Below are 18670 nucleotides of genomic sequence, written 5' to 3' on the forward strand. Positions count from 1 at the left end.
ATAATTTAATCAGCAGTAGTAATCCTAAAAAACTATGTTAAGTATTCCTATTAACCTAAATTTACCTCGGACACCGCGCCTAATAACTTCGTTACCAGGGGTTTGCGCTCAAGCAATCATACAACGCGATCGCGCTGTAACTTCTCCTTCTTACACCCGCGATTATCCTTTGGTCGTGGCTCGTGGCGAAGGTTGTATGCTGGAAGATGTGGATGGCAATGTATTTCTCGATATGACCGCAGGTATCGCTGTTACCGCCACCGGACACGCCCACCCAGAAGTCGTTAAGGCAATTCAAGAACAGTCGGCGCGTTTGTTGCACATGTCAGGGACAGATTTTTATTATGAGCCGATGGTGGAATTAGCGGAAAAATTGGCGGTTCGCGCTCCTTTTCCCCAGCCAGAGAGTAACAACGGGTTTCCCGCCAAAGTATTTTTTACCAATTCTGGGGCAGAATCTAACGAAGGAGCGATTAAATTAGCTCGATATTACACCAAGCGATCGCTAATCGTGGCATTCCTCGGCGCATTTCACGGACGCACCTATGGAGCCATGTCTCTGACTGGTTCTAAAGCAGTGCAACGAGCCAATTTTGGCCCTTTACTTCCTGGGGTAACTCATATCCCTTACGGAACTCACGCTAGCTTAGATTACTTAGAAAAGCAGCTATTTAGCACAATTTTACCACCGCAAGAAGTAGCGGCGATCGTTGTTGAAGCGATTCAGGGAGAAGGCGGGTATATCGTACCAGAGGATGGTTTCTTAAACCGGATTCGCCAGATATGCGATCGCCACGGTATCTTGATGGTAGTGGATGAAGTACAAGCGGGAATGGGGCGGACAGGACGGCTATTTGCGATCGAGCATTGGGGTGTGATGCCTGATATAGTTACCACCGCTAAAGGCATCGCCAGTGGTTTGCCCTTAGGAGCAATACTTGCTAAACCAGAATTAATGACTTGGCCTCCTGGTTCACACGCCACCACATTCGGCGGTAATCCCGTAGCTTGTGCTGCTGGTATTGCGACTTTGCGACTGCTAGAAAGTGGTTTAATGACCAACGCTACCCAAATGGGAGAATTATTACAAACTGGGCTTACCCAGTTGCATCAAAAATTTCCCAGAGTATCGTTGCCACGGGGTAAAGGCTTAATGGTTGCGGTAGACTTATTAGATGAAGAAGGTAATCTGGATTATAAATTGCGCGATCGCATTATCCAAGAATCCTTCTTAAAAGGTTTATTATTACTAGGTTGTGGTAAAGCCGCAATTCGTTTTTGCCCACCTCTAGTTATCGACAGCGACCAAATTCAAATCGCTCTTCAAATTCTCTCAGAAATATTGTAACCCCACTCCAAAACTCTCTGCGCCTCTCTTGTCTCTGCGTGAAAATGAAACCTGAAATACCCCTGCATCTATGGAAATTACTTTGGCAAGAATACAGCGCCAGAGTAAATCACGCCCGCACCTACCAGCAAATGATTATTGCTGCGGGTGGAAATGTCGCCAACGATCACATCGCCTTTCGTTCCTTACGTCTATTAGTAGATAGCCCAGAGGGTCAAATTAACCTGGGGATTGATTACCTGGGACAAATTGCCGAAGCTTTGGGTTATGTAGTGGCTGGAGAGTATACTTTTGCTCAAACTCATCTCTATGCCCGTCATTATCGTCATCCTCAGCAAGAGGAGTTTAACTTACCTAAATTATTTATCAGCGAGTTGATTGTTGATGAATTGCCTAGCAATATTGCTCAAATAATTTCTGAAACAGTATCTTCAATTCAATACGAACTCACCTCACCTGTTACTTCTCTTCTAGAAAAAGAAGAGAACATTGAAACCATCGCCAAACAACTCCAGCAAATATTCACCCGTCCTTGGCTACCTCCCCAGCGTTCTGTTGTCGAAGAAGTGAATCAGGTTACTCAGTATGGGGCTTGGGTTTTACTGCACGGATATGCCGTCAACCACTTTACAGGCTACGTCAACGGCCAGAACACCTCAGAATATCCAGATGTAGACACTACCGCTAGTGGTTTAGCTGACCTGGGTGTACCAATGAAAGCAGAGATAGAGGGAAATGTTGCTTGTGGTTTACGGCAAACAGCAACTCAAGCAGTAACAGAAATGGTAACAGTGTTAGATGATAGCAGTGGCGCAGAAATTCAGATTCCTTGGACTTACGCCTATTATGAAATTGCCCAGCGCTATCTAGTGGAAATAGAACCTGGAAAGCAGGTACTTTTTGATGCTTTTTTAGGAACTAATGCCCAGCAATTGTTTGAAATGACTCGGTTATCTAAGTAGGAATGGCGCATTGGGCATTGGGCATTAGAGGTGTGGGGAGATGGGGTGGTGGGGTGAAATTCTCTTTTCATACTTCGGCTTTGCGGTAGTTGAATCTCGACTCACTTCGACGCCGCTCAGTGCAAGTCGCTCGATTTTTGCGTAGTCGAAACTCAGTACAAGTCTCCCCAGTCCCTTACCTCTACGAGTGATTCAGAAATCCAAGCAGAGTCTTATTATGTTATGCAACTATACTTACTTTTAGAGCAAGTAATTAACAACCAAGTAACCATTGAATATAAATTAAGCATTACAGATAATCGTTTGAATTTAGGTCTTACCAAAAGATAAAAATGTATAACATAATGTATAACGTTTGAATATGTTACAAGAGTTTAAAAATGTTCTAGCAGATTCTGTAGTTTTGTATAAGTTTAAATGAGTAGAATAGTGCTACAAGAGGAAAAACTATAGAATCGCAGATATTAATAAAATCTAAAGTTCGTAATTTCAGGAGCAAAGTTTTTGCCTTATGGTTAAGCGATCGCTCCAAGCATCACTCAATGGGATTCAACAGGCTAAAACAGCTTTTGCTCGCAAGGGGTGGACACAAGACAATCTAGCAACAGAAGTCAACCTCAAGACTAGACAACCAATTTGGCGCTTTTTCAGTGGTCGTCCGGTTGAGCGTCATACCTTTATTGAAATTTGTTTGATTTTAGAACTGAATTGGCGGGAGATTGCTGCTAATCCTCCAGCAGAATTTTTGGAACGAGAAGAATACATGTATTTTCCTGTCCAGGATATTGATGCATTGATACAAAAAGTGCGATCGCTGCGATTCGATAAAATTCAAGACCAGTGTGGTATTTTGCAGTTATTGGATATCAGTCGTCCAGTTGCGATCGATCACATATATATAGATGTGAACATTTTGGAGTCAATTGCCAGTCTTCAGTACTTAGAAATCACTGAACTGCAAAACATTGATCCCAAAGAATTTGACCGTTTTGGCTTAGGTGATATTGATGATAAACAGATACCTGGTACACAAGCTGTCGGAACATACTCCAAGCTCAGGGTGCTAGGCAAACCAGGAGTAGGTAAAACCACATTTTTACAACATCTCGCAATTCAGTGTAACCAAGGTGCATTTGCTGCAAATCAGATACCAATCTTTATCACACTGAGAAATTTTGCCCAAGAGTCTAAAATTACCAACGAATTCAGTCTATTAAACTACATTCGCCAGGAGTTTCTAACATCGGGAATTTCCGATCCCTCAGTCATCGAAACTTTACTGAACGCAGGTAGAGTGTTACTATTGCTTGATGGCATGGATGAAGTTCTTAACCAACAAAGCAATGCTGTCTTAGGTGAAATTCGCAGATTTTCCGATAAGTATTACAAAAATCAGTTCGTGGTCACCTGTAGAACAGCAGCTCAAAGACATAAACTCCGAGGCTTTACCGATGTTGAAATTGCCCCATTTACCTCAGAACAAATCATTGCCTTTGCTCAAAAATGGTTTGTGGTCTTTAGCAAAACCAACGCTGAAGATGGTCAAGCGCAGTCAGTTGAGTTTATTCAAAAGCTGGACTTAGCTGAAAACTGGCAATTTCGCCAACTCGTCGTCACACCTCTATTTCTACATCTTGCTTGCTGGGTATTTCACGGCCAAGAAAAATTCCCGACTAAGCGGACTGACTTTTATAAACAAGGTTTAGACCTTCTATTAGGCAAATGGGATGAAGCCAGAGGCATAGAACGGGATCAAGTTTACCGAGGATTTTTATTACCACAAAAACTCAAATTATTGAGTCAAATTGCCGCAGCGACATTTGAAGATGGTCAGTACTTTTTTGAGCAACGCATTGTCGAGCAATACATTGGTGACTATATTCAAAATCTAAATAACGTGCCAATGGATACAGAAGAACTGCAAATAGAAAGCGAAGCAGCTCTGAAGTCAATGGAGGCTCAACATGGATTATTGGCAGAACGGGCGCGGGGGATTTTTTCCTTCTCCTATTTAGCCTTTCAAGAATATTTTACAGCGAGGAAAATTGTTGCCAGCCATAACCTAGAGGCATTTGGGCAAGCGCTCGGAGGTCTTGTCAGTCATATCACCGACCCGCACTGGCGCGAAATCTTCTTGTTGACAGCTACTATGCTCAAGAGTGCAGACTCTTTGGTACAGTTGATGAAACAACAGATTGATGCACTGGTTGCCCAAGACGATTATTTACAAGAGTTTTTGACCTGGGCTAGCCAAAAATCTCGCGGTATTCCCACTCAATCAAAAGATGCCACAGTTCGAGCATTTTACCTAGCTTTGAGTCGGACTCCTCACATAGCTGCTCACTTTGCTTTAGCTAGCAGCCTCGACCAGGGAATGTTTCTGGATGCCGCATTAGATGACCTGTTGATGGAGTGTGCAATTGATGGGAGCCAGGACTTTGCCCACATCCATGCTTGCGGAGATGCGATGAGCAACATTTTGGGTATTGTTCTAGATGTTGGACTCTATAAATCTTTGAAACAACTCTCTGAGCAATTGCCAACTTCTCATCAAAGTCAAGAAAGGTTTGAGTTATGGTCGCAGACGAACTATTCAGCTTGGGCTGAACAGTTAAAGAAGACGGTGATTAGTTATCGCAATATTAACCACGAGTGGGAGTTTAGCTCTGAGCAACAGCAAGTACTGCAACGCTACTACGATGCTAATCAGTTACTACTCGATTGTCTGCATAGCAATTGTGAAGTAACAGCTGCTATCAGGCAGGAAATTGAAGCCACCTTATTATTGCCTCAGAAAGAACTTGAAGATAGGGAATGGCAATAGTTCCGTTCATTAATTCTTCAAATAAGTTTCTCTTTTAAAAATGATTTTGACTACATTTTGTGTCGTAGTTAATCAACTCATTTAGCAAATCAAACAACACCCGCTCATAATATAAGAATAGAAGCGAGTAATTGTAAACATCTAGTACAGCACGGCGTAAATAAACCTGACTTTTCACGTCATGTGGAAAAGCTAACGATTGACCTAACCCCCTAGCCCCCTTCCCGAAACAGGAAGGGGGAAAATTCAAAGTCTCTCTCCTTGTAGGAGAGGGATTTAGAGAGAGGTTTTCCACATACCGTGAAAAGTCAGGTAAATAAACCACCCATTCCAAATCAATGAAATACTTACGCTGTATTCATTTTGAATTCACGGCAGTACTAGTTGTTGTCTGCACTTTTTATTTGACCTATTCGGTTGTCTCGCCTCTTTAAGGCTACAGATTTTTTAGCCCACTTTGCACTTAAAGTCCTAATCGCAGGTCTGATTATGAATTTCGTTAATGGCTTTTGCTTGGGAGTTGGGATACTCAAAGGTGTACAAGTACTCGTTGTAGACAACGATCGCGATAGTAGAGATTTATACGCATTTTTACTCAAAGACCTAAGCGCAAATGTGGTCACTGCTGGTTCCGTAAACGAAGCATTAGAAATACTGAATTGCTTTACGCCGAACATTATAGTCTGTGAAATTAGATTCTTCGGTGAAACTATTTATACATTGCTAAATACATTGAGTGCTATGGAAGCCGATAGTGGCAATCATATTCCAATCATTGTGACTTCAACATCTACCACAGGTACTCATGACCAAATTCCAGACGTGGAGTTTGAACAATATTTACTTAAACCATTTGACCTTGACAAATTTGTTTGCATAATTAGGAATTTAGTACAGGAAGAACGGCGGAAAATCTTTGCCACAATGTATTAGTTGTACAGTAAGTAGTGGTCTGTACCATTAATTTTGATGGGTTTGTAGTAAGCGATTTATCGCTCAATTTTAAGCACTGAAGTGCTTACTACAAACTTTTATAACCCTTCAAAACTTTTGCGACAGACCAGTAGTAGTCTGTCAATAAATAATTGATGGATAAATTGCCTGTAGAGACGGCGATTTATCGCGTCTCTCTAACCGTCAAAATGAATTTGACAGACCAGTAGAGCAGCGTGAATCATTCAAGGTTTGTAGTGAACGCGAACAGCATCTCGTAGAGATGCTACATCAGGGTTTTGGGCTGAACTGAACTGTATTGTATATTGTGAAACTTGATTACCTGAAAAAAAAGGACGGGTATCGTACCCATCCTTTGCAGATTCGTCTTGACTTAAGGGACTAGCAAAACTTTTACTGTACTTGCGTCGTGGGGAAAGCACCAGGCTGAACAGCTACGGTAATATTCTGGCCATTGCGGCGTAACTCTAGGCGTAAATCTCCGCCAACTTGGCTATTTTCTACAACCTTTTGAACGCTATTGGCATCTGTAACTGTTTGACCACCGAGCTTTTGAATAACATCACCAGCACGTATCCCAGCTTTAGCAGCTGGGGAATTTGGCATAACTTTTACAACTAATACACCTTTATCTTCATTTACACTCAAACCGCTATTGGGATCTGAGTTAATATTTTGTTTTAGCTGAGGTGTTAACCCCACCATCTGAATTCCTAAATAAGGATGTTGAACTTTACCTGTAGCTATTAATTGACTAGAAATGCGTTGTGCTGTGTTGATGGGAATAGCAAAGCCTAATCCTTGCGCTCCTTGAATAATGGCTGTATTCATAGCAATTACCTCGCCACGGTAATTTAACAGGGGACCGCCAGAGTTACCAGGATTAATTGCGGCGTCGGTTTGAATATACTCTACTCGCTTATCGGGAGCGCCAATTTGATTGCTAGTGCGTCCAGTGGCACTAATGATTCCGGTAGTTACTGTATTATCTAGTCCAAGAGGGTTACCGATCGCGATCGCCCATTCTCCTGGTTGCAGTTTATCTGAGTTGCCCAAGGATACTGTAGGTAGATTATCTGCCTGAATCTTGACCACAGCAACATCGGTTAACTCATCTTTACCTAACACCTTACCTACCAAGGTGCGGCCATCCTTGAGCGTCACTGTCACCGTATCAGCCCCATCTACCACGTGAGCGTTTGTAAGAATCCGACCATCAGCACTGATGATAAAACCGGAACCAGTACCCCGTTCTACCCTTTCTTGTGATTCTGGTACTTGCGAACCAAAAAAGCGTTGAAACAAAGGATCGTTGAATTCATCTGGTATCTGGGTTTTTACGGTTCGGGAAGAATTAATTCGCACTACTGCTGGTCCGACCTTTTGCACCACCTGTATAACAAAGTTAGGATCTGTAGTGGCTAGTAATGGAGGAGCAGCATTCACTGGACTAACGGCCAGATTCGATGCAGTCTGAGACACCTGCTGAGAATGTCCAGCTAGATAGCCACCTGCTAATGTCATACCCGATCCCAGTATTACCAGCGATAGAGAGGCCGCAGCCTTTTTCCAGGGTGCTGGATGATGGTATTTGTTATCAGCAGTGTTGGATAAAATGCTATTTGATGAGTGTTCTCCATCCCGAGATTGGTTTTGCATTGCCGTTTGGAAGCATATTTAGATGTATTACTAATGTAGATATTATTTATGACAGTTTTGTTGCAGAGGTATTGCGTTGTTATGAAAGGTTTGGTATTTTACCTACTGCATCGCAGTTTAACTGAGGGAAGTGGGTATGGGGGGTAGCACAAAGGTGCTGCTACGTGTTCTATTTATGCCTAAAACAATAAAAATGGTACCAGGGAAAATATTACTTAAGTCGGGGACTTTATGCACAAGTGTCAAAGAGCGAACTAAATATGCTTTAGAATGTGGGGCGTTGCTATCGATACCGACGGAATTTGAGTTTGTAGAACAGGATGGCGTGCGCTTTTTAGTGCGGATTTTGACTAACTTAAATCGCAAAAAAGTAGCCAAGGAAAAACAAGAAAAACAATCTGCTACTTCTGGTCAAGAGTTTAATCCTTTCTTACCCTATGAACAAGATTTGTTTGTGGCGGATATCTCTGATACCCATGTATGTATTTTAAATAAATTCAATGTTGTTGACAATCATTTACTAATCATCACCCGTAGCTTCGAGGAACAGGAAAGTTTACTTACCTTGGAAGACTTTACGGCTACATGGGCATGTTTGGCTGATTTTGATGGTTTAGTATTCTATAACAGTGGTAAAACCGCAGGTGCCAGTCAGCGACACAAACACTTGCAATTAGTACCGCTACCACTTACACCTTCAGGGACGCAGATACCTATTGAACCTTTACTGAGTCCAGAAAAATTTCCGGGCTGCATCGCAACTTTATCAAAACTGCCTTTTTTACACGCTTTCGCACCTTTAGATCCCCATTGGGTGCAGTCTCCATTAACAGCAGGTGAAGTAACACTAGAACTTTATCGTAGTTTGTTAGAGGCTGTTGGTTTAGATGCAAAGCAATTGGGTGCTTATAATCTGCTGATGACGCGAGAGTGGATGTTAATTGTACCGCGATCGCAAGAGCATTTCCAAACCATCTCTGTGAATTCATTGGGTTTCGCTGGGGCGCTGCTAGTAAGGAATGCAGCAGAAATGCAGCTTCTCAAAGACCAAGGACCGATGACTATCTTGAAGAATGTTGCTGTATCCTAACAATAAGGGCGCACAACTATGTGCCCATACTCTCAACAAAGCGATTAAGCAGAAGCTTCAGCAGTTTCATAGGCTTGTAGGAGCCTAGCATGATCGAGAGTAAATCCTACCTGCATCGCTATCTGAGTAAATAAATCAATTTCGGGCTGTTGCCAATCACGGGGACTAGAACACTGATGTGCAATTAACAAACCAAATAGCTGGTCATCTTTGATAATAGGTGCTACTAAATTTGCCTTCACAGCGAAGGATTCGAGCAAACTAATGTGACAATCAGCTAAACCGGCTTTGTAAATATTATTTATAGCCACAACTCTACCAGATTGGTACTTTTCTACATAGCCTTCAGTGAAACATGGATCTTGGATTTTAGACCGCAAAACTTTGGGATAACCTGAAACCACTGATTCGGCAATGATAATTCCAAACCAATTAGCGTAAAAGCTATAAACTAGTACTCGGTCAGTACTCAGTGCTTTACGAACCTCTTCTACGGTGGTTTTAATGACATCCTCTTCGTTAAGTGATTCACGAATCTTGCGGATAATATCCACCATTAATTTACTTCGCATACTTTCAGCTTCGATTCGTTGCAGCAGCCTAGCATGGTCTAGAGCAAATCCTACTTGCATCGCTATTTGACCAAATAAATCAATTTCAGACTGTTGCCAATCACGCGGTCTAGAACACTGATGTGCAATTAACAAGCCAAATAATTGTTCATCTTTGAGAATGGGAGCTACTAAATTTGCTTTGACACCAAAGGATTCGAGTAGGCTAATGTGACAATCAGCTAAACCGACTTCATAAATGTTGTTTATAGCTAAAATGCGACCACACTGATACTGTTCTACATAGCCTTGACCAAAACATGGGTCCTGGATTTCAGACTGCAAAACTTTTGGGTAGGTGAGAACAACTGATTCGGCAATGATAATTCCAGACCAATTAGCGTCAAAGCTATAAACCATCACTCGATCGGTACTGAGTACTTTCCGAACCTCTTCTACAGTTGTTTTGAGGACATCCTCTTCGTTGAGCGATTGGCGAATGCTAGCGATAATATCCACCAGCAACCGATTTTGCAGACCTTCCGCATCGATTCGTTGCACGAGTCTAGCGTGGTCGAGAGCAAATCCCACTTGCATTGCTATTTGGGCAAATAAATCAATCTCAGGTTGTTGCCAATCACGGGGTCTAGAGCAGTGATGTGCAATTAATAAGCCAAATAGCTGTTCATCTTTGAGAATGGGGGCGACCAGATTGGCTTTGACAGCAAAAGATTCTAGCAGGTTAATGTGACAATCAGCCAAACTGGATTCATAAATGTTGTTTGTGGCGACAACGCGACCAGACTGATATTTTTCTACATAACCCTGACCGAAACACACATCTTGGATTTCCGACCGTAAAACTTTGGGATAACCTGGAACCACTGATTCGGCAATAATAATTCCAGACCAATTAGCGTCAAAGCTATAAACCAGCACTCGGTCAGTACCCAGTACTTTCCGAACCTCTTCCACAGTGGTTTTGAGGACATCCTCTTCGTTGAGCGATTGGCGAATGCTACGGGTAGTTTCTATAAATACCTGAGCTTTATCTGCCTTTGTATCTACCTGTTTTAGAAGTTTGGCGTAGTCGAGGGCAAATCCTACTTGTATGGCTATCTGAGCGAACAAATCAATTTCAGACTGTTGCCAAAAGCGAACTCTAGAACACTGATGTCCAATCAATAAACCGAATAGCTCTTTGCCTTTGAGAATCGGTGCTACTAAATTAGATTTAACAGCAAATTGTTGGAGCAATTCAATATCAGCATCACTGAGATCGGCTTGATGAATATCATCAATAGCACGGATAGAACCATTTTGGTATTTTTCCAGATATCCTGCCTCAAATCCTGGGTCAGAGACTGTAACCCCAAATATTTTTGGTAAACCTGGTGCTACTGATTCGGTGATAAAGGTTCCATTGGAGTTGGAGTTGAAGCAAAAGATGGTTACGCGATCGATGCTTAAAGCTTTACGAATTTCTTCTGAGGTAGTTTTGAGAACATCTTCTTCATTAAATGATTCTCGGACCCAGCGGGTAATTTTCATCAATAGCTGGGAATAATCGGCTTCAGCTTCTTTCTCCTGCATTAAAACCGAAAGTAACTCTGTAAATAAGCTGATGTTTCTTTCTAACATCACTAATTCATCTTTGCTACCGATGAAAACTTCAGTAAACTCACTGTCTGGACGTAGCTTATTTTTGATAATATTAGAAATTTTTGCAGCGTTGCTGACTCGACTCATAACTCGATTCGCCAACAAAACAGCGATCGCACCTGCCAAAATTGCTGTTATCCCAGTACCAGTTAACAAGAGGGACAATTGTCTTTGTAGAGCAAGTTCAGTTTCTGTTGAACTTCTAGCATTATCTTGTCTGATTTGTGGAATTTCTTTAGTAATTAAATTAGTGACACTGTAGTAAGTAGCTGTTCCAATTGCCACCACTGGAAAGACACTAATGCTTAGTGCCCAAACTATTGCTTTAGTCTTTAAACTCCATTTTTGTTGCCCCAGCTTTTGTTGACGATTTCGTCTTGCTTGGTTTTGAGAAAAAGACTGACTCATAGATGAAACATGGATGTGCTACAATCGGAAGTCAAGTAAATAACCCCACTATAAAATTCTACACAAACGTTATCCAATTAAAGACTAATTTTCAAGCACTAATTTTTTCTGTCATCTCCTATGCGGATATAAGGGTGCGGGGTATATTTTCTTTGTGCCTCTGGGTGAGAAATATCATTCCGCAAATATCTAAGGCCACTAAACTTAGGAATAAGAATTAAATAACATACAATTTATGTCCCTGACTTACCTCACCGTCAATCCTTGTCCTTATAAAGGAGAGGGAGGCTAGAGAGAAGATGAGGTTTTGCATTTTATTTAATCCACGTTCCTTAATATAATTAGTAAAACTGAAATATTAAATCATACTAATACTAGTTTGGTAAGCAATACATCTTCAATATCTGCAAATTACTCGCTTTATCCAGCACGACGGCGAGGCAAGCATAAAATCTTTATTGGTATGGCTCCTGGTGTAGGTAAAACCTACCGAATGCTAGAAGAAGGACACGCACTCAAACACGAAGGAATTGATGTCGTTGTTGGGCTTTTGGAAACCCACGGACGCAAAGATACAGCAGAAAAAGCAGAGGGACTGGAGATTATCGCCCGTAAGCAATATCCTCGCGGTGAATTGACGCTAACGGATATGGATACAGATGAAATTATCAGGCGATCGCCTCAATTAGTTTTAATCGATGAACTTGCCCATACCAATGTCCCTGGTTCGCCGCGGGAGAAACGCTACGAAGATGTAGAAATAGTTTTGGCCGCAGGTATCGATGTCTACTCAACAATGAATGTCCAACACTTAGAAAGTCTCAATGACTTAGTAGCCAGAATTACCGGAGTTGTAGTACGCGAGCGTGTTCCCGATCGAATTTTGGATGAAGCAGATGAAGTTGTGCTTGTGGATGTAACACCAGAAACACTGCAAGAAAGATTAGTAGAAGGCAAGATTTATGCACCGCAAAAAATCCAACAATCTCTCGATAACTTTTTCCAACGTCGCAACCTGATTGCTTTGCGGGAGTTGGCTTTACGCGAAGTAGCAGACAACGTAGAAGAAAACGCGATCGCCACTACTCCCAACGGTCAATTTTGTAATATTCACGAACGGGTTTTAGTATGTATATCTACTTATCCCAACTCAGTGCAACTGTTACGTCGGGGTGCAAGACTGGCTAACTACATGAATGCCCCACTGTATACTCTGTTTGTTGCCAATCCAGAACGTTTTTTGACCAAAGAAGAAAGTTTACATATTCATACTTGCGAGAAACTCTGCAAAGAATTTGAAGGTACTTTTCTTCGTGTTACCAACGGTAACGTAGCCAATGCAATCGCCGAAACAGCTGAGAAATATCGAATTACGCAAATTGTAATTGGTGAGAGTCAGCGATCGCGCTGGCAAATACTCCTCAAAGGATCTTTAACCCAAAAATTGGTGCGCTTACTGAAAAACATCGATTTGCATATTATTGCTAGCGAAAAAATGGTTTCACCTAAATAAGCTAATTGACTGATGACTGTTAACGGTTCAATACTTTTCGGTTAAACCCAATAATGTCTCTTTTGGTCTGGGGAAAGGTTAAAGGGTAATGGGGAAAGGGAAATTCAAACCCTTTCCCTTTCCCCTTTCCCCCAAAACCCGAAAAGTATTGGTTAACGGTTAACAGTCATCAGTCAACGATCATCAAGAGTGTTTATATACTTTAGACACGCATCAGCTTACTTCAATTCAGCAACGCCGATATTTATTTACCCCAAGGGCGAAAGACTTGGCGAAAACCAAAATAGGCGATCGCATCTTTCATATTTGAGACAAAACGTTTTAACATACCCATACGGATATCGGTGACATACTCCAAGGTCAAAACAATCCGCTGTTCATTCTCGCCTAAAGGAGTAACCCTGTGATAAAGTTTGTCACCGTTAAATAATACTAGAGTCCCAGGGGTTAAGGATAGCGATCGCATTTGTGTCTCCCGATTAGGAATATCCCTGTAGAGTTGATATTCCAACTTACTTGACGATGTATCAACCAAACCGAGTAGCACTGTGTAGCGTTTCCCGTGATAGTAAGATGTATCGTAGTGATATTGGATATGATCTCCAGGCTCAGTATAGTAATACAAAGCGTAAGTGTGGGGATCGGTGTCAGGACAGGGAAGGAGTTTTTCTGCCGTAATTTCGTTGAGAAACTCAAAAAAGGTACTTAAATGATAAAATTCTCCGAAAATTGGAGCCACGCTATCTAAGCTATAGCGGCTAATACTACCACCTTTTTTATGATTGGGAATATAGTTGCGATTGATCGCAGGTTGCAGGGATGGTAACAAACTCAAAAAGCGATCGAGGATGGAATTAGGAAGAAAGTTTTCTAGCACCAACAATTCATTCTGTGCTTGAAATTCAGCTTGAAGTTTGTGATAATCAACAGCTGCTATTGCTTGATAAATTTCAGTTTTAAGCTTCATCGATCGGCAAGTAAAAAGTCAAAACAATACAATTGAGTGCTAGTAAAAAACCTACTTATATTACAATACGATTCAGTTAGGAATGTGGATTAAATAAAATGCAAAACTTCATCCTGTCTCTAGCTTCCCTCTCCTTTATAGGCTACGGTGTACACATAAGTTACCAGTTTTACTCCAATACGCTTGGGAACAGCCAGAAAGCCCTCATGTAGAGACGCGATAAATCGCGTCTAAAAAACTGTGACGTTAGAGAGACGCGATAAATTGCTGTCTCTACAAGACGCGATAAATCGCCGTCTCTACAAGTGTTTTGGTCTGATCTGAACTGTATTGACTTATAGCAACCCTAATGTCCAATACCCTTAATTTACTTCCGACTCTGGGAGTGTGAAAAATTGCCAAATTACCCATAATGCAAAGATTGGCGCACCAATTGTAGCTGCAATTAGTAATGGCTCGAATCCATTCAGTAAGGTGACTATAGGAAACAAATACAGCACGTCTTCAATGTCGAAGCCGGCAAAATTTGGTTGATGGCTGGCGTCTTTACCTAAACGTTGTTCTATTTGGTTTCGCAAATGAAAGATACAAGCAACAGATACGCCAGATACTATTCCCATCAGCAACGCCCACCAACCAAATTTTCCTTCTCTAAGACCATATCCAATACAGACAAACAATAGAATGTGAATAATAGCGTCACTAACAAGGTCATATTGATGTCCCCATTTGCTGGTTTTCCCACTCAAACGGGCTAATTCCCCATCTGTGTGATCCAAAAAATTGGATAAAGCAAATAGCCATGTTCCAATGTTAGCCCAAATTGCATTGCCAACGGCGTAGGTGTTGCCCGTCGTAGACATCGCCACGACAGCCACTAACCCAGTCACAAGTCTGACTGTGGTGAGGTGATTGGGGTTTACCCAACTGTCTTTTAGAGGTCTAACTAGCCAGTAAGCAAGTTGAGCATCCCAAGGCTTTGTGGTCATAGATGAACTTGAATACATATTTTATTGATATCGCCGATGGTGAAGCGATCGCTCTACCTCCTCAAAAGTCTTGGCTGTTAGCTACGAACTTTGGTAAGGATTTTTTGGGAATAAAACGAAGCTGATTCTTGATTTTTGGCACAATCTTGGGCAAACTTAATCAAATGGTGTCCCACAAGTCCAGCGTGAATCAAGTTTTCAATCTTACCTGCTTTTAGTGCTGGCTTGGCCATTTTCCAGAAAGTTTGACGATAGTTACTAAATAGGCCTACTCGCAGCAAAATATTGGCTAAATAAGTTAAACCTTTGCGAATATTAGCCCCAGAAGTGCGAGATGGGCTGTTAGGAACTTCGATACGGTTTGGGTAGGTGTGTTCCATGTTGTAGGCGAATCGCTGATATAAAAATTCTGGCTCATAAGCTGTGGTAATGCAGCGCCGCCACATTTCCACAACTTGGTCGTAAGGCATCAAAAACTCAACATTTGATTCGCGGTTTTCATCAAATACAAGTCTCCCTTCTGTTTCTAACCTCCGCCATAAAGGAGTTCTCGGTAATGCATGAAGTAGGTTAATTGTCAACATAGGAATTTGAGACGCCCGAATAAATTCGATAATTCGGTCTGCTGTTTCTGGTGTATCTGTATCTAAACCGATGATGATTCCTGATACTACTTCCATGCCATAGCTATTTAAAACCTGAATTGCTTTTAAGATTGGCATACTCAGATTTTGGTCTTTGGAAATAGCATGGAGAGCGTTTGGTTCTGGTGTTTCGATGCCGCAAAAAATTGTGCAGAAATAGGCTTCGCGCATCATTTCCAGCAGCTTGGGACTTTGAGCGAGGTTGAGGGTTGCTTCACAAGCAAATTGGATCGGGTAGCCATTGCGTTTTTGCCAATCAATCAGGTGTGGAAGTAACTTCATAGCGGCGCGGCGATCGCCCACAAAGTTATCATCGACAAAATATACTGCTCCCAAATTGCCCGATCGCCTCATTGCATCTAACTCAGCGACAACTTGCTCTGGTGTTTTCATTCTGGGACTGTTGCCATAGAGTTCTGGGATATCACAAAACTCGCAACGATAAGGGCAACCACTAGAAAACTGCACGTTTGCCAGAAAATAATCGTTGATATTTAATAAATGATAGGCTGGGATGGGGAACTCAGTTAGAGGCAAACGTTCTTTAGTTTCAAAGCGAATTTGCGCTCGGGGGCGTTGTGAGTTTTGGTCTAGATACTCGATTGTGCGATCGGTTGCATCTCCCAATTCACCCAAATGTAAAATATCAAATTCTGGGTAATACTCTGGACAACCAGAGACAGAAGGACCGCCAATAACTGTGATTTTGCCCGCTTGATGGGCAAGTTGATTAATTTGATTAATCTGTGGTTTTTGGATATGCATTCCACTCACAATTACCACATCAGCCCATTGGTAATCAGCCCTAGTTGCTGATTTGACATTCTCATCAATAAACCGGACTTCCCATTCTTTTGGTAAGTAAGCAGCCACAATCAAAATACCTTGGGGTGGCATAAAAGCCCGGACATTACCCATGAGTGGGTAGGCGTAATGAAATGTACCAAATGAACGGCTGTACTTGGGAAAAATACAAAGGATACGTCGATGGTGCAAGGGAATGTAGCGGTTTTTTTGTGCGCTAGCAGCTGTTTTTGCGTCCGCCGCTAGATGAATTGTTTTCTCTAAAGAGTTCAGATTAACAGTCATCGCAAATTTCACCTGGAAAAACTGAGCAGCTAATTTGGCAATCTACGGGCACAATCAGCTGTAATTTCAACTAGCTTACCGCGATCTTTTCAAAGTTTTTAACTGTAAGATAAAAAACTTACCGTAAAAATGCAACCTAAATTGGTCTGCAAACAACTATCTTGAAAATAGGGATTGGGGATTGGGCATGGGCTATGGGGCATGGGGTATTGGGGATAGCAGTCTGTTATGAATTTGATTTATTTTCTTTTGCGTTCTTCTTGGGGTATGGTGGCGATCGCGATCGCTACTGGATTTTTGAGTGGTGGTAGTAGTGCTGGCTTGATTGCCTTAATTAGCCGTGCTGCTAGTAGCAGTGCGCCTTCGCGTCTAACATCCATAACTTGGGGTTTTGCGGGGTTAGCAATAGTTGCATTGATTACCAGTATTATTTCCCAAGTGATGCTGATTAGGCTTTCTCAGAATGCTGTTTTGCAATTACGAATGCGTTTGAGTCGTCAAATTCTCGCTTCTGAGTTGAGTCATTTAGAACGTTTGGGAAACCCACGATTATTGGCAACTTTAACAGAGGATATTCAGGCTGTTGCTAATGCTGTTTATCAGATGCCTTTCATTTTTATTAATTTAGCGATCGTCTTGGGTTGTATCGCATATATAACCTGGCTTTCTTGGTTGGTATTGCTAATAGTTTGTGTAATTTCTATAGTAGCGATCGCTAGTTGTCAGTGGCTATTGACCAAAGGCGGAAAATTGTTAGCCCTAGCTCGTGACGATGAAGATCATCTGTTCAAACATTTTCGCACGATTACCGAAGGAGTCAAAGAACTCAAGTTGAACTATGGGCGGCGTCAAGTTTTTTTAGAAGAAAAACTGCAATCAACTGCTAATGAATTCCGTCATCATAACGTTAACGGTTTAACCCTTTTTGCCACAACTTCTAGTTGGGGTCAACTCGTATTCTTTTTTGCCATTGGTTTTGTCTTGTTCGCCCTGCCTAATTTACTGACTATTGATGCCGAAACTCTCTCTGGCTACATTTTGACTTTTACTTACTTAGTGTTACCAATGGATAACATCATTAGTAAACTACCTCTATTAAGCCAAGCCAGTATTGCTTTACAAAAAATTGATTCTTTGGGTTTATCTTTAGCTAGCCGTTCTGAAGTATTGACGGTTCCACCTGCCATTAAATCTTCATGGCATAGCTTAAAATTTAAAAGTTTGATCCACACTTACTATACAAATCAAGAAGACAATAGTTTTATTTTTGGTCCCATAGAATTAACACTATATCCTCAAGAATTAGTCTTTATTGTTGGCGGTAATGGTAGCGGCAAATCTACCTTAGCCAAACTCATTACTGGACTTTATATACCGGAAGATGGGGAAATTTGGTTTGATAATGAATTAATTAACGAACAAAATCGAGAATGGTATCGCCAACATTTTTCCGTAGTATTCTCTGATTTTTATTTATTCGACGAACTTTTAGGATTAAAAAATTTAAACTTGGATGCTCAAGCGACAAAATATCTCAAAGAACTGCAACTAGACCATAAAGTAAAAGTTGAAAATGGACAACTTTCTACCACAGCTCTTTCTCAAGGACAACGTAAACGACTAGCTTTACTCACAGCCTACTTGGAAGATAGACCAATTTATCTATTCGATGAGTGGGCAGCGGATCAAGATCCAGTGTTCAAAGGAATATTCTACACTCAACTATTACCTGAACTGCGATCGCGTGGTAAAACAATCCTAGTAATTAGCCACGACGATCGCTATTTTCATTTAGCAGACCGAATTATCAAACTTGATTATGGACAAATAGAATATGACAAAACTTAACAATCTAACACTAAAGCTACAGAGCAACTATTTTGAAATATGGAAAAAGATTATATTTCGAGATATGTAGTACAAGTCCCTAAATTGTCCTCTTTTCAATCGTCTCATTTGCCTCTCTAGTAGTACTCAGCAGGGGTTAAACGCCGTGATGAAACTTAACAG

The 18670-nt window shown here is 41.4% G+C and carries 12 protein-coding genes; 7 read left to right on the forward strand and 5 right to left on the reverse strand.

The genetic code is table 11. The annotated features are described in order from the left end of the window. The first annotated feature begins 34 nt into the window (after positions 1-34). The 4 genes from ACFG4S_RS30405 to ACFG4S_RS30420 all read left to right on the forward strand — a co-directional run bounded on the left by ACFG4S_RS30405 (position 35) and on the right by ACFG4S_RS30420 (position 6067). The gene (locus ACFG4S_RS30405; RefSeq protein WP_392532607.1) at positions 35-1348 is read left to right on the forward strand and encodes an acetyl ornithine aminotransferase family protein; all 1314 of its coding nucleotides are present in this window, start codon (positions 35-37) and stop codon (positions 1346-1348) included. Between the two features lie 44 nt (positions 1349-1392). Further along, on the forward strand, positions 1393-2310 hold the full coding sequence (locus ACFG4S_RS30410; protein ID WP_392532608.1) for a DUF1338 domain-containing protein: 918 nt from the start codon (positions 1393-1395) through the stop codon (positions 2308-2310). Positions 2311-2821: 511 nt separating this feature from the next. After that, positions 2822-5134 carry an NACHT domain-containing protein gene (locus tag ACFG4S_RS30415; protein WP_392532609.1) on the forward strand — a complete coding sequence of 771 codons (2313 nt, stop codon included), beginning with the start codon at positions 2822-2824 and terminating at the stop codon, positions 5132-5134. A gap of 489 nt (positions 5135-5623) precedes the next feature. Then, a complete protein-coding gene (locus ACFG4S_RS30420; RefSeq protein WP_392532610.1) occupies positions 5624-6067 on the forward strand; it encodes a two-component system response regulator in 444 nt (147 codons plus the stop codon). Positions 6068-6481: 414 nt separating this feature from the next. On the opposite strand, the gene ACFG4S_RS30425 is transcribed toward ACFG4S_RS30420, so the two are convergent. After that, entirely contained in the window at positions 6482-7747 is a 1266-nt protein-coding gene (locus tag ACFG4S_RS30425) for an HhoA/HhoB/HtrA family serine endopeptidase (protein ID WP_392532611.1), read from the reverse strand. Positions 7748-7940: 193 nt separating this feature from the next. On the opposite strand from ACFG4S_RS30425, the gene ACFG4S_RS30430 reads away from it, so the two are divergent. Then, positions 7941-8837, forward strand: coding sequence for a phosphorylase (locus ACFG4S_RS30430; protein ID WP_392536114.1), 897 nt, complete (start codon positions 7941-7943; stop codon positions 8835-8837). Positions 8838-8881: 44 nt separating this feature from the next. Here ACFG4S_RS30430 and ACFG4S_RS30435 read toward each other — a convergent pair whose 3' ends face one another. Further along, positions 8882-11458: a GAF domain-containing protein gene (locus ACFG4S_RS30435; protein WP_392532612.1), complete on the reverse strand. Its 2577-nt coding sequence runs from the start codon at positions 11456-11458 to the stop codon at positions 8882-8884. Positions 11459-11921: 463 nt separating this feature from the next. Between ACFG4S_RS30435 and ACFG4S_RS30440 the strand changes: the two genes are divergently transcribed. Next, positions 11922-12971, forward strand: a complete 1050-nt coding sequence (locus ACFG4S_RS30440; RefSeq protein WP_392536115.1) for a universal stress protein — start codon at positions 11922-11924, stop codon at positions 12969-12971. 244 nt (positions 12972-13215) lie between these two features. Here the strand turns inward: ACFG4S_RS30440 and ACFG4S_RS30445 are convergent, their stop codons facing one another. The 3 genes from ACFG4S_RS30445 to ACFG4S_RS30455 form a co-directional block, all read right to left on the reverse strand. After that, positions 13216-13938: a 2OG-Fe(II) oxygenase gene (locus ACFG4S_RS30445; RefSeq protein WP_392532613.1), complete on the reverse strand. Its 723-nt coding sequence runs from the start codon at positions 13936-13938 to the stop codon at positions 13216-13218. 362 nt (positions 13939-14300) lie between these two features. Further along, entirely contained in the window at positions 14301-14927 is a 627-nt protein-coding gene (locus ACFG4S_RS30450) for a CDP-alcohol phosphatidyltransferase family protein (RefSeq protein ID WP_392532614.1), read from the reverse strand. 77 nt (positions 14928-15004) lie between these two features. Further along, a complete protein-coding gene (locus ACFG4S_RS30455) occupies positions 15005-16660 on the reverse strand; it encodes a B12-binding domain-containing radical SAM protein (RefSeq protein ID WP_392532615.1) in 1656 nt (551 codons plus the stop codon). A gap of 228 nt (positions 16661-16888) precedes the next feature. Here ACFG4S_RS30455 and ACFG4S_RS30460 point away from each other — a divergent pair, with 228 nt between their 5' ends. Beyond that, positions 16889-18508, forward strand: a complete 1620-nt coding sequence (locus ACFG4S_RS30460; RefSeq protein WP_392532616.1) for a cyclic peptide export ABC transporter — start codon at positions 16889-16891, stop codon at positions 18506-18508. Positions 18509-18670: the final 162 nt, after the last annotated feature.

This window comes from Nostoc sp. C117, from assembly GCF_043099735.1.
Lineage (GTDB): Bacteria > Cyanobacteriota > Cyanobacteriia > Cyanobacteriales > Nostocaceae > Nostoc.

Bases quoted from the DNA above. Each gene is read 5' to 3' on its own strand.
- ACFG4S_RS30405 (WP_392532607.1), top strand. From the start codon at position 35: ATGTTAAGTATTCCTATTAACCTAAATTTACCTCGGACACCGCGCCTA.
- ACFG4S_RS30410 (WP_392532608.1), top strand. From the start codon at position 1,393: ATGAAACCTGAAATACCCCTGCATCTATGGAAATTACTTTGGCAAGAA.
- ACFG4S_RS30415 (WP_392532609.1), top strand. From the start codon at position 2,822: ATGGTTAAGCGATCGCTCCAAGCATCACTCAATGGGATTCAACAGGCT.
- ACFG4S_RS30420 (WP_392532610.1), top strand. From the start codon at position 5,624: ATGAATTTCGTTAATGGCTTTTGCTTGGGAGTTGGGATACTCAAAGGT.
- ACFG4S_RS30425 (WP_392532611.1), bottom strand. From the start codon at position 7,747: ATGCAAAACCAATCTCGGGATGGAGAACACTCATCAAATAGCATTTTA.
- ACFG4S_RS30430 (WP_392536114.1), top strand. From the start codon at position 7,941: ATGGTACCAGGGAAAATATTACTTAAGTCGGGGACTTTATGCACAAGT.
- ACFG4S_RS30435 (WP_392532612.1), bottom strand. From the start codon at position 11,458: ATGAGTCAGTCTTTTTCTCAAAACCAAGCAAGACGAAATCGTCAACAA.
- ACFG4S_RS30440 (WP_392536115.1), top strand. From the start codon at position 11,922: ATGGCTCCTGGTGTAGGTAAAACCTACCGAATGCTAGAAGAAGGACAC.
- ACFG4S_RS30445 (WP_392532613.1), bottom strand. From the start codon at position 13,938: ATGAAGCTTAAAACTGAAATTTATCAAGCAATAGCAGCTGTTGATTAT.
- ACFG4S_RS30450 (WP_392532614.1), bottom strand. From the start codon at position 14,927: ATGACCACAAAGCCTTGGGATGCTCAACTTGCTTACTGGCTAGTTAGA.
- ACFG4S_RS30455 (WP_392532615.1), bottom strand. From the start codon at position 16,660: ATGACTGTTAATCTGAACTCTTTAGAGAAAACAATTCATCTAGCGGCG.
- ACFG4S_RS30460 (WP_392532616.1), top strand. From the start codon at position 16,889: ATGAATTTGATTTATTTTCTTTTGCGTTCTTCTTGGGGTATGGTGGCG.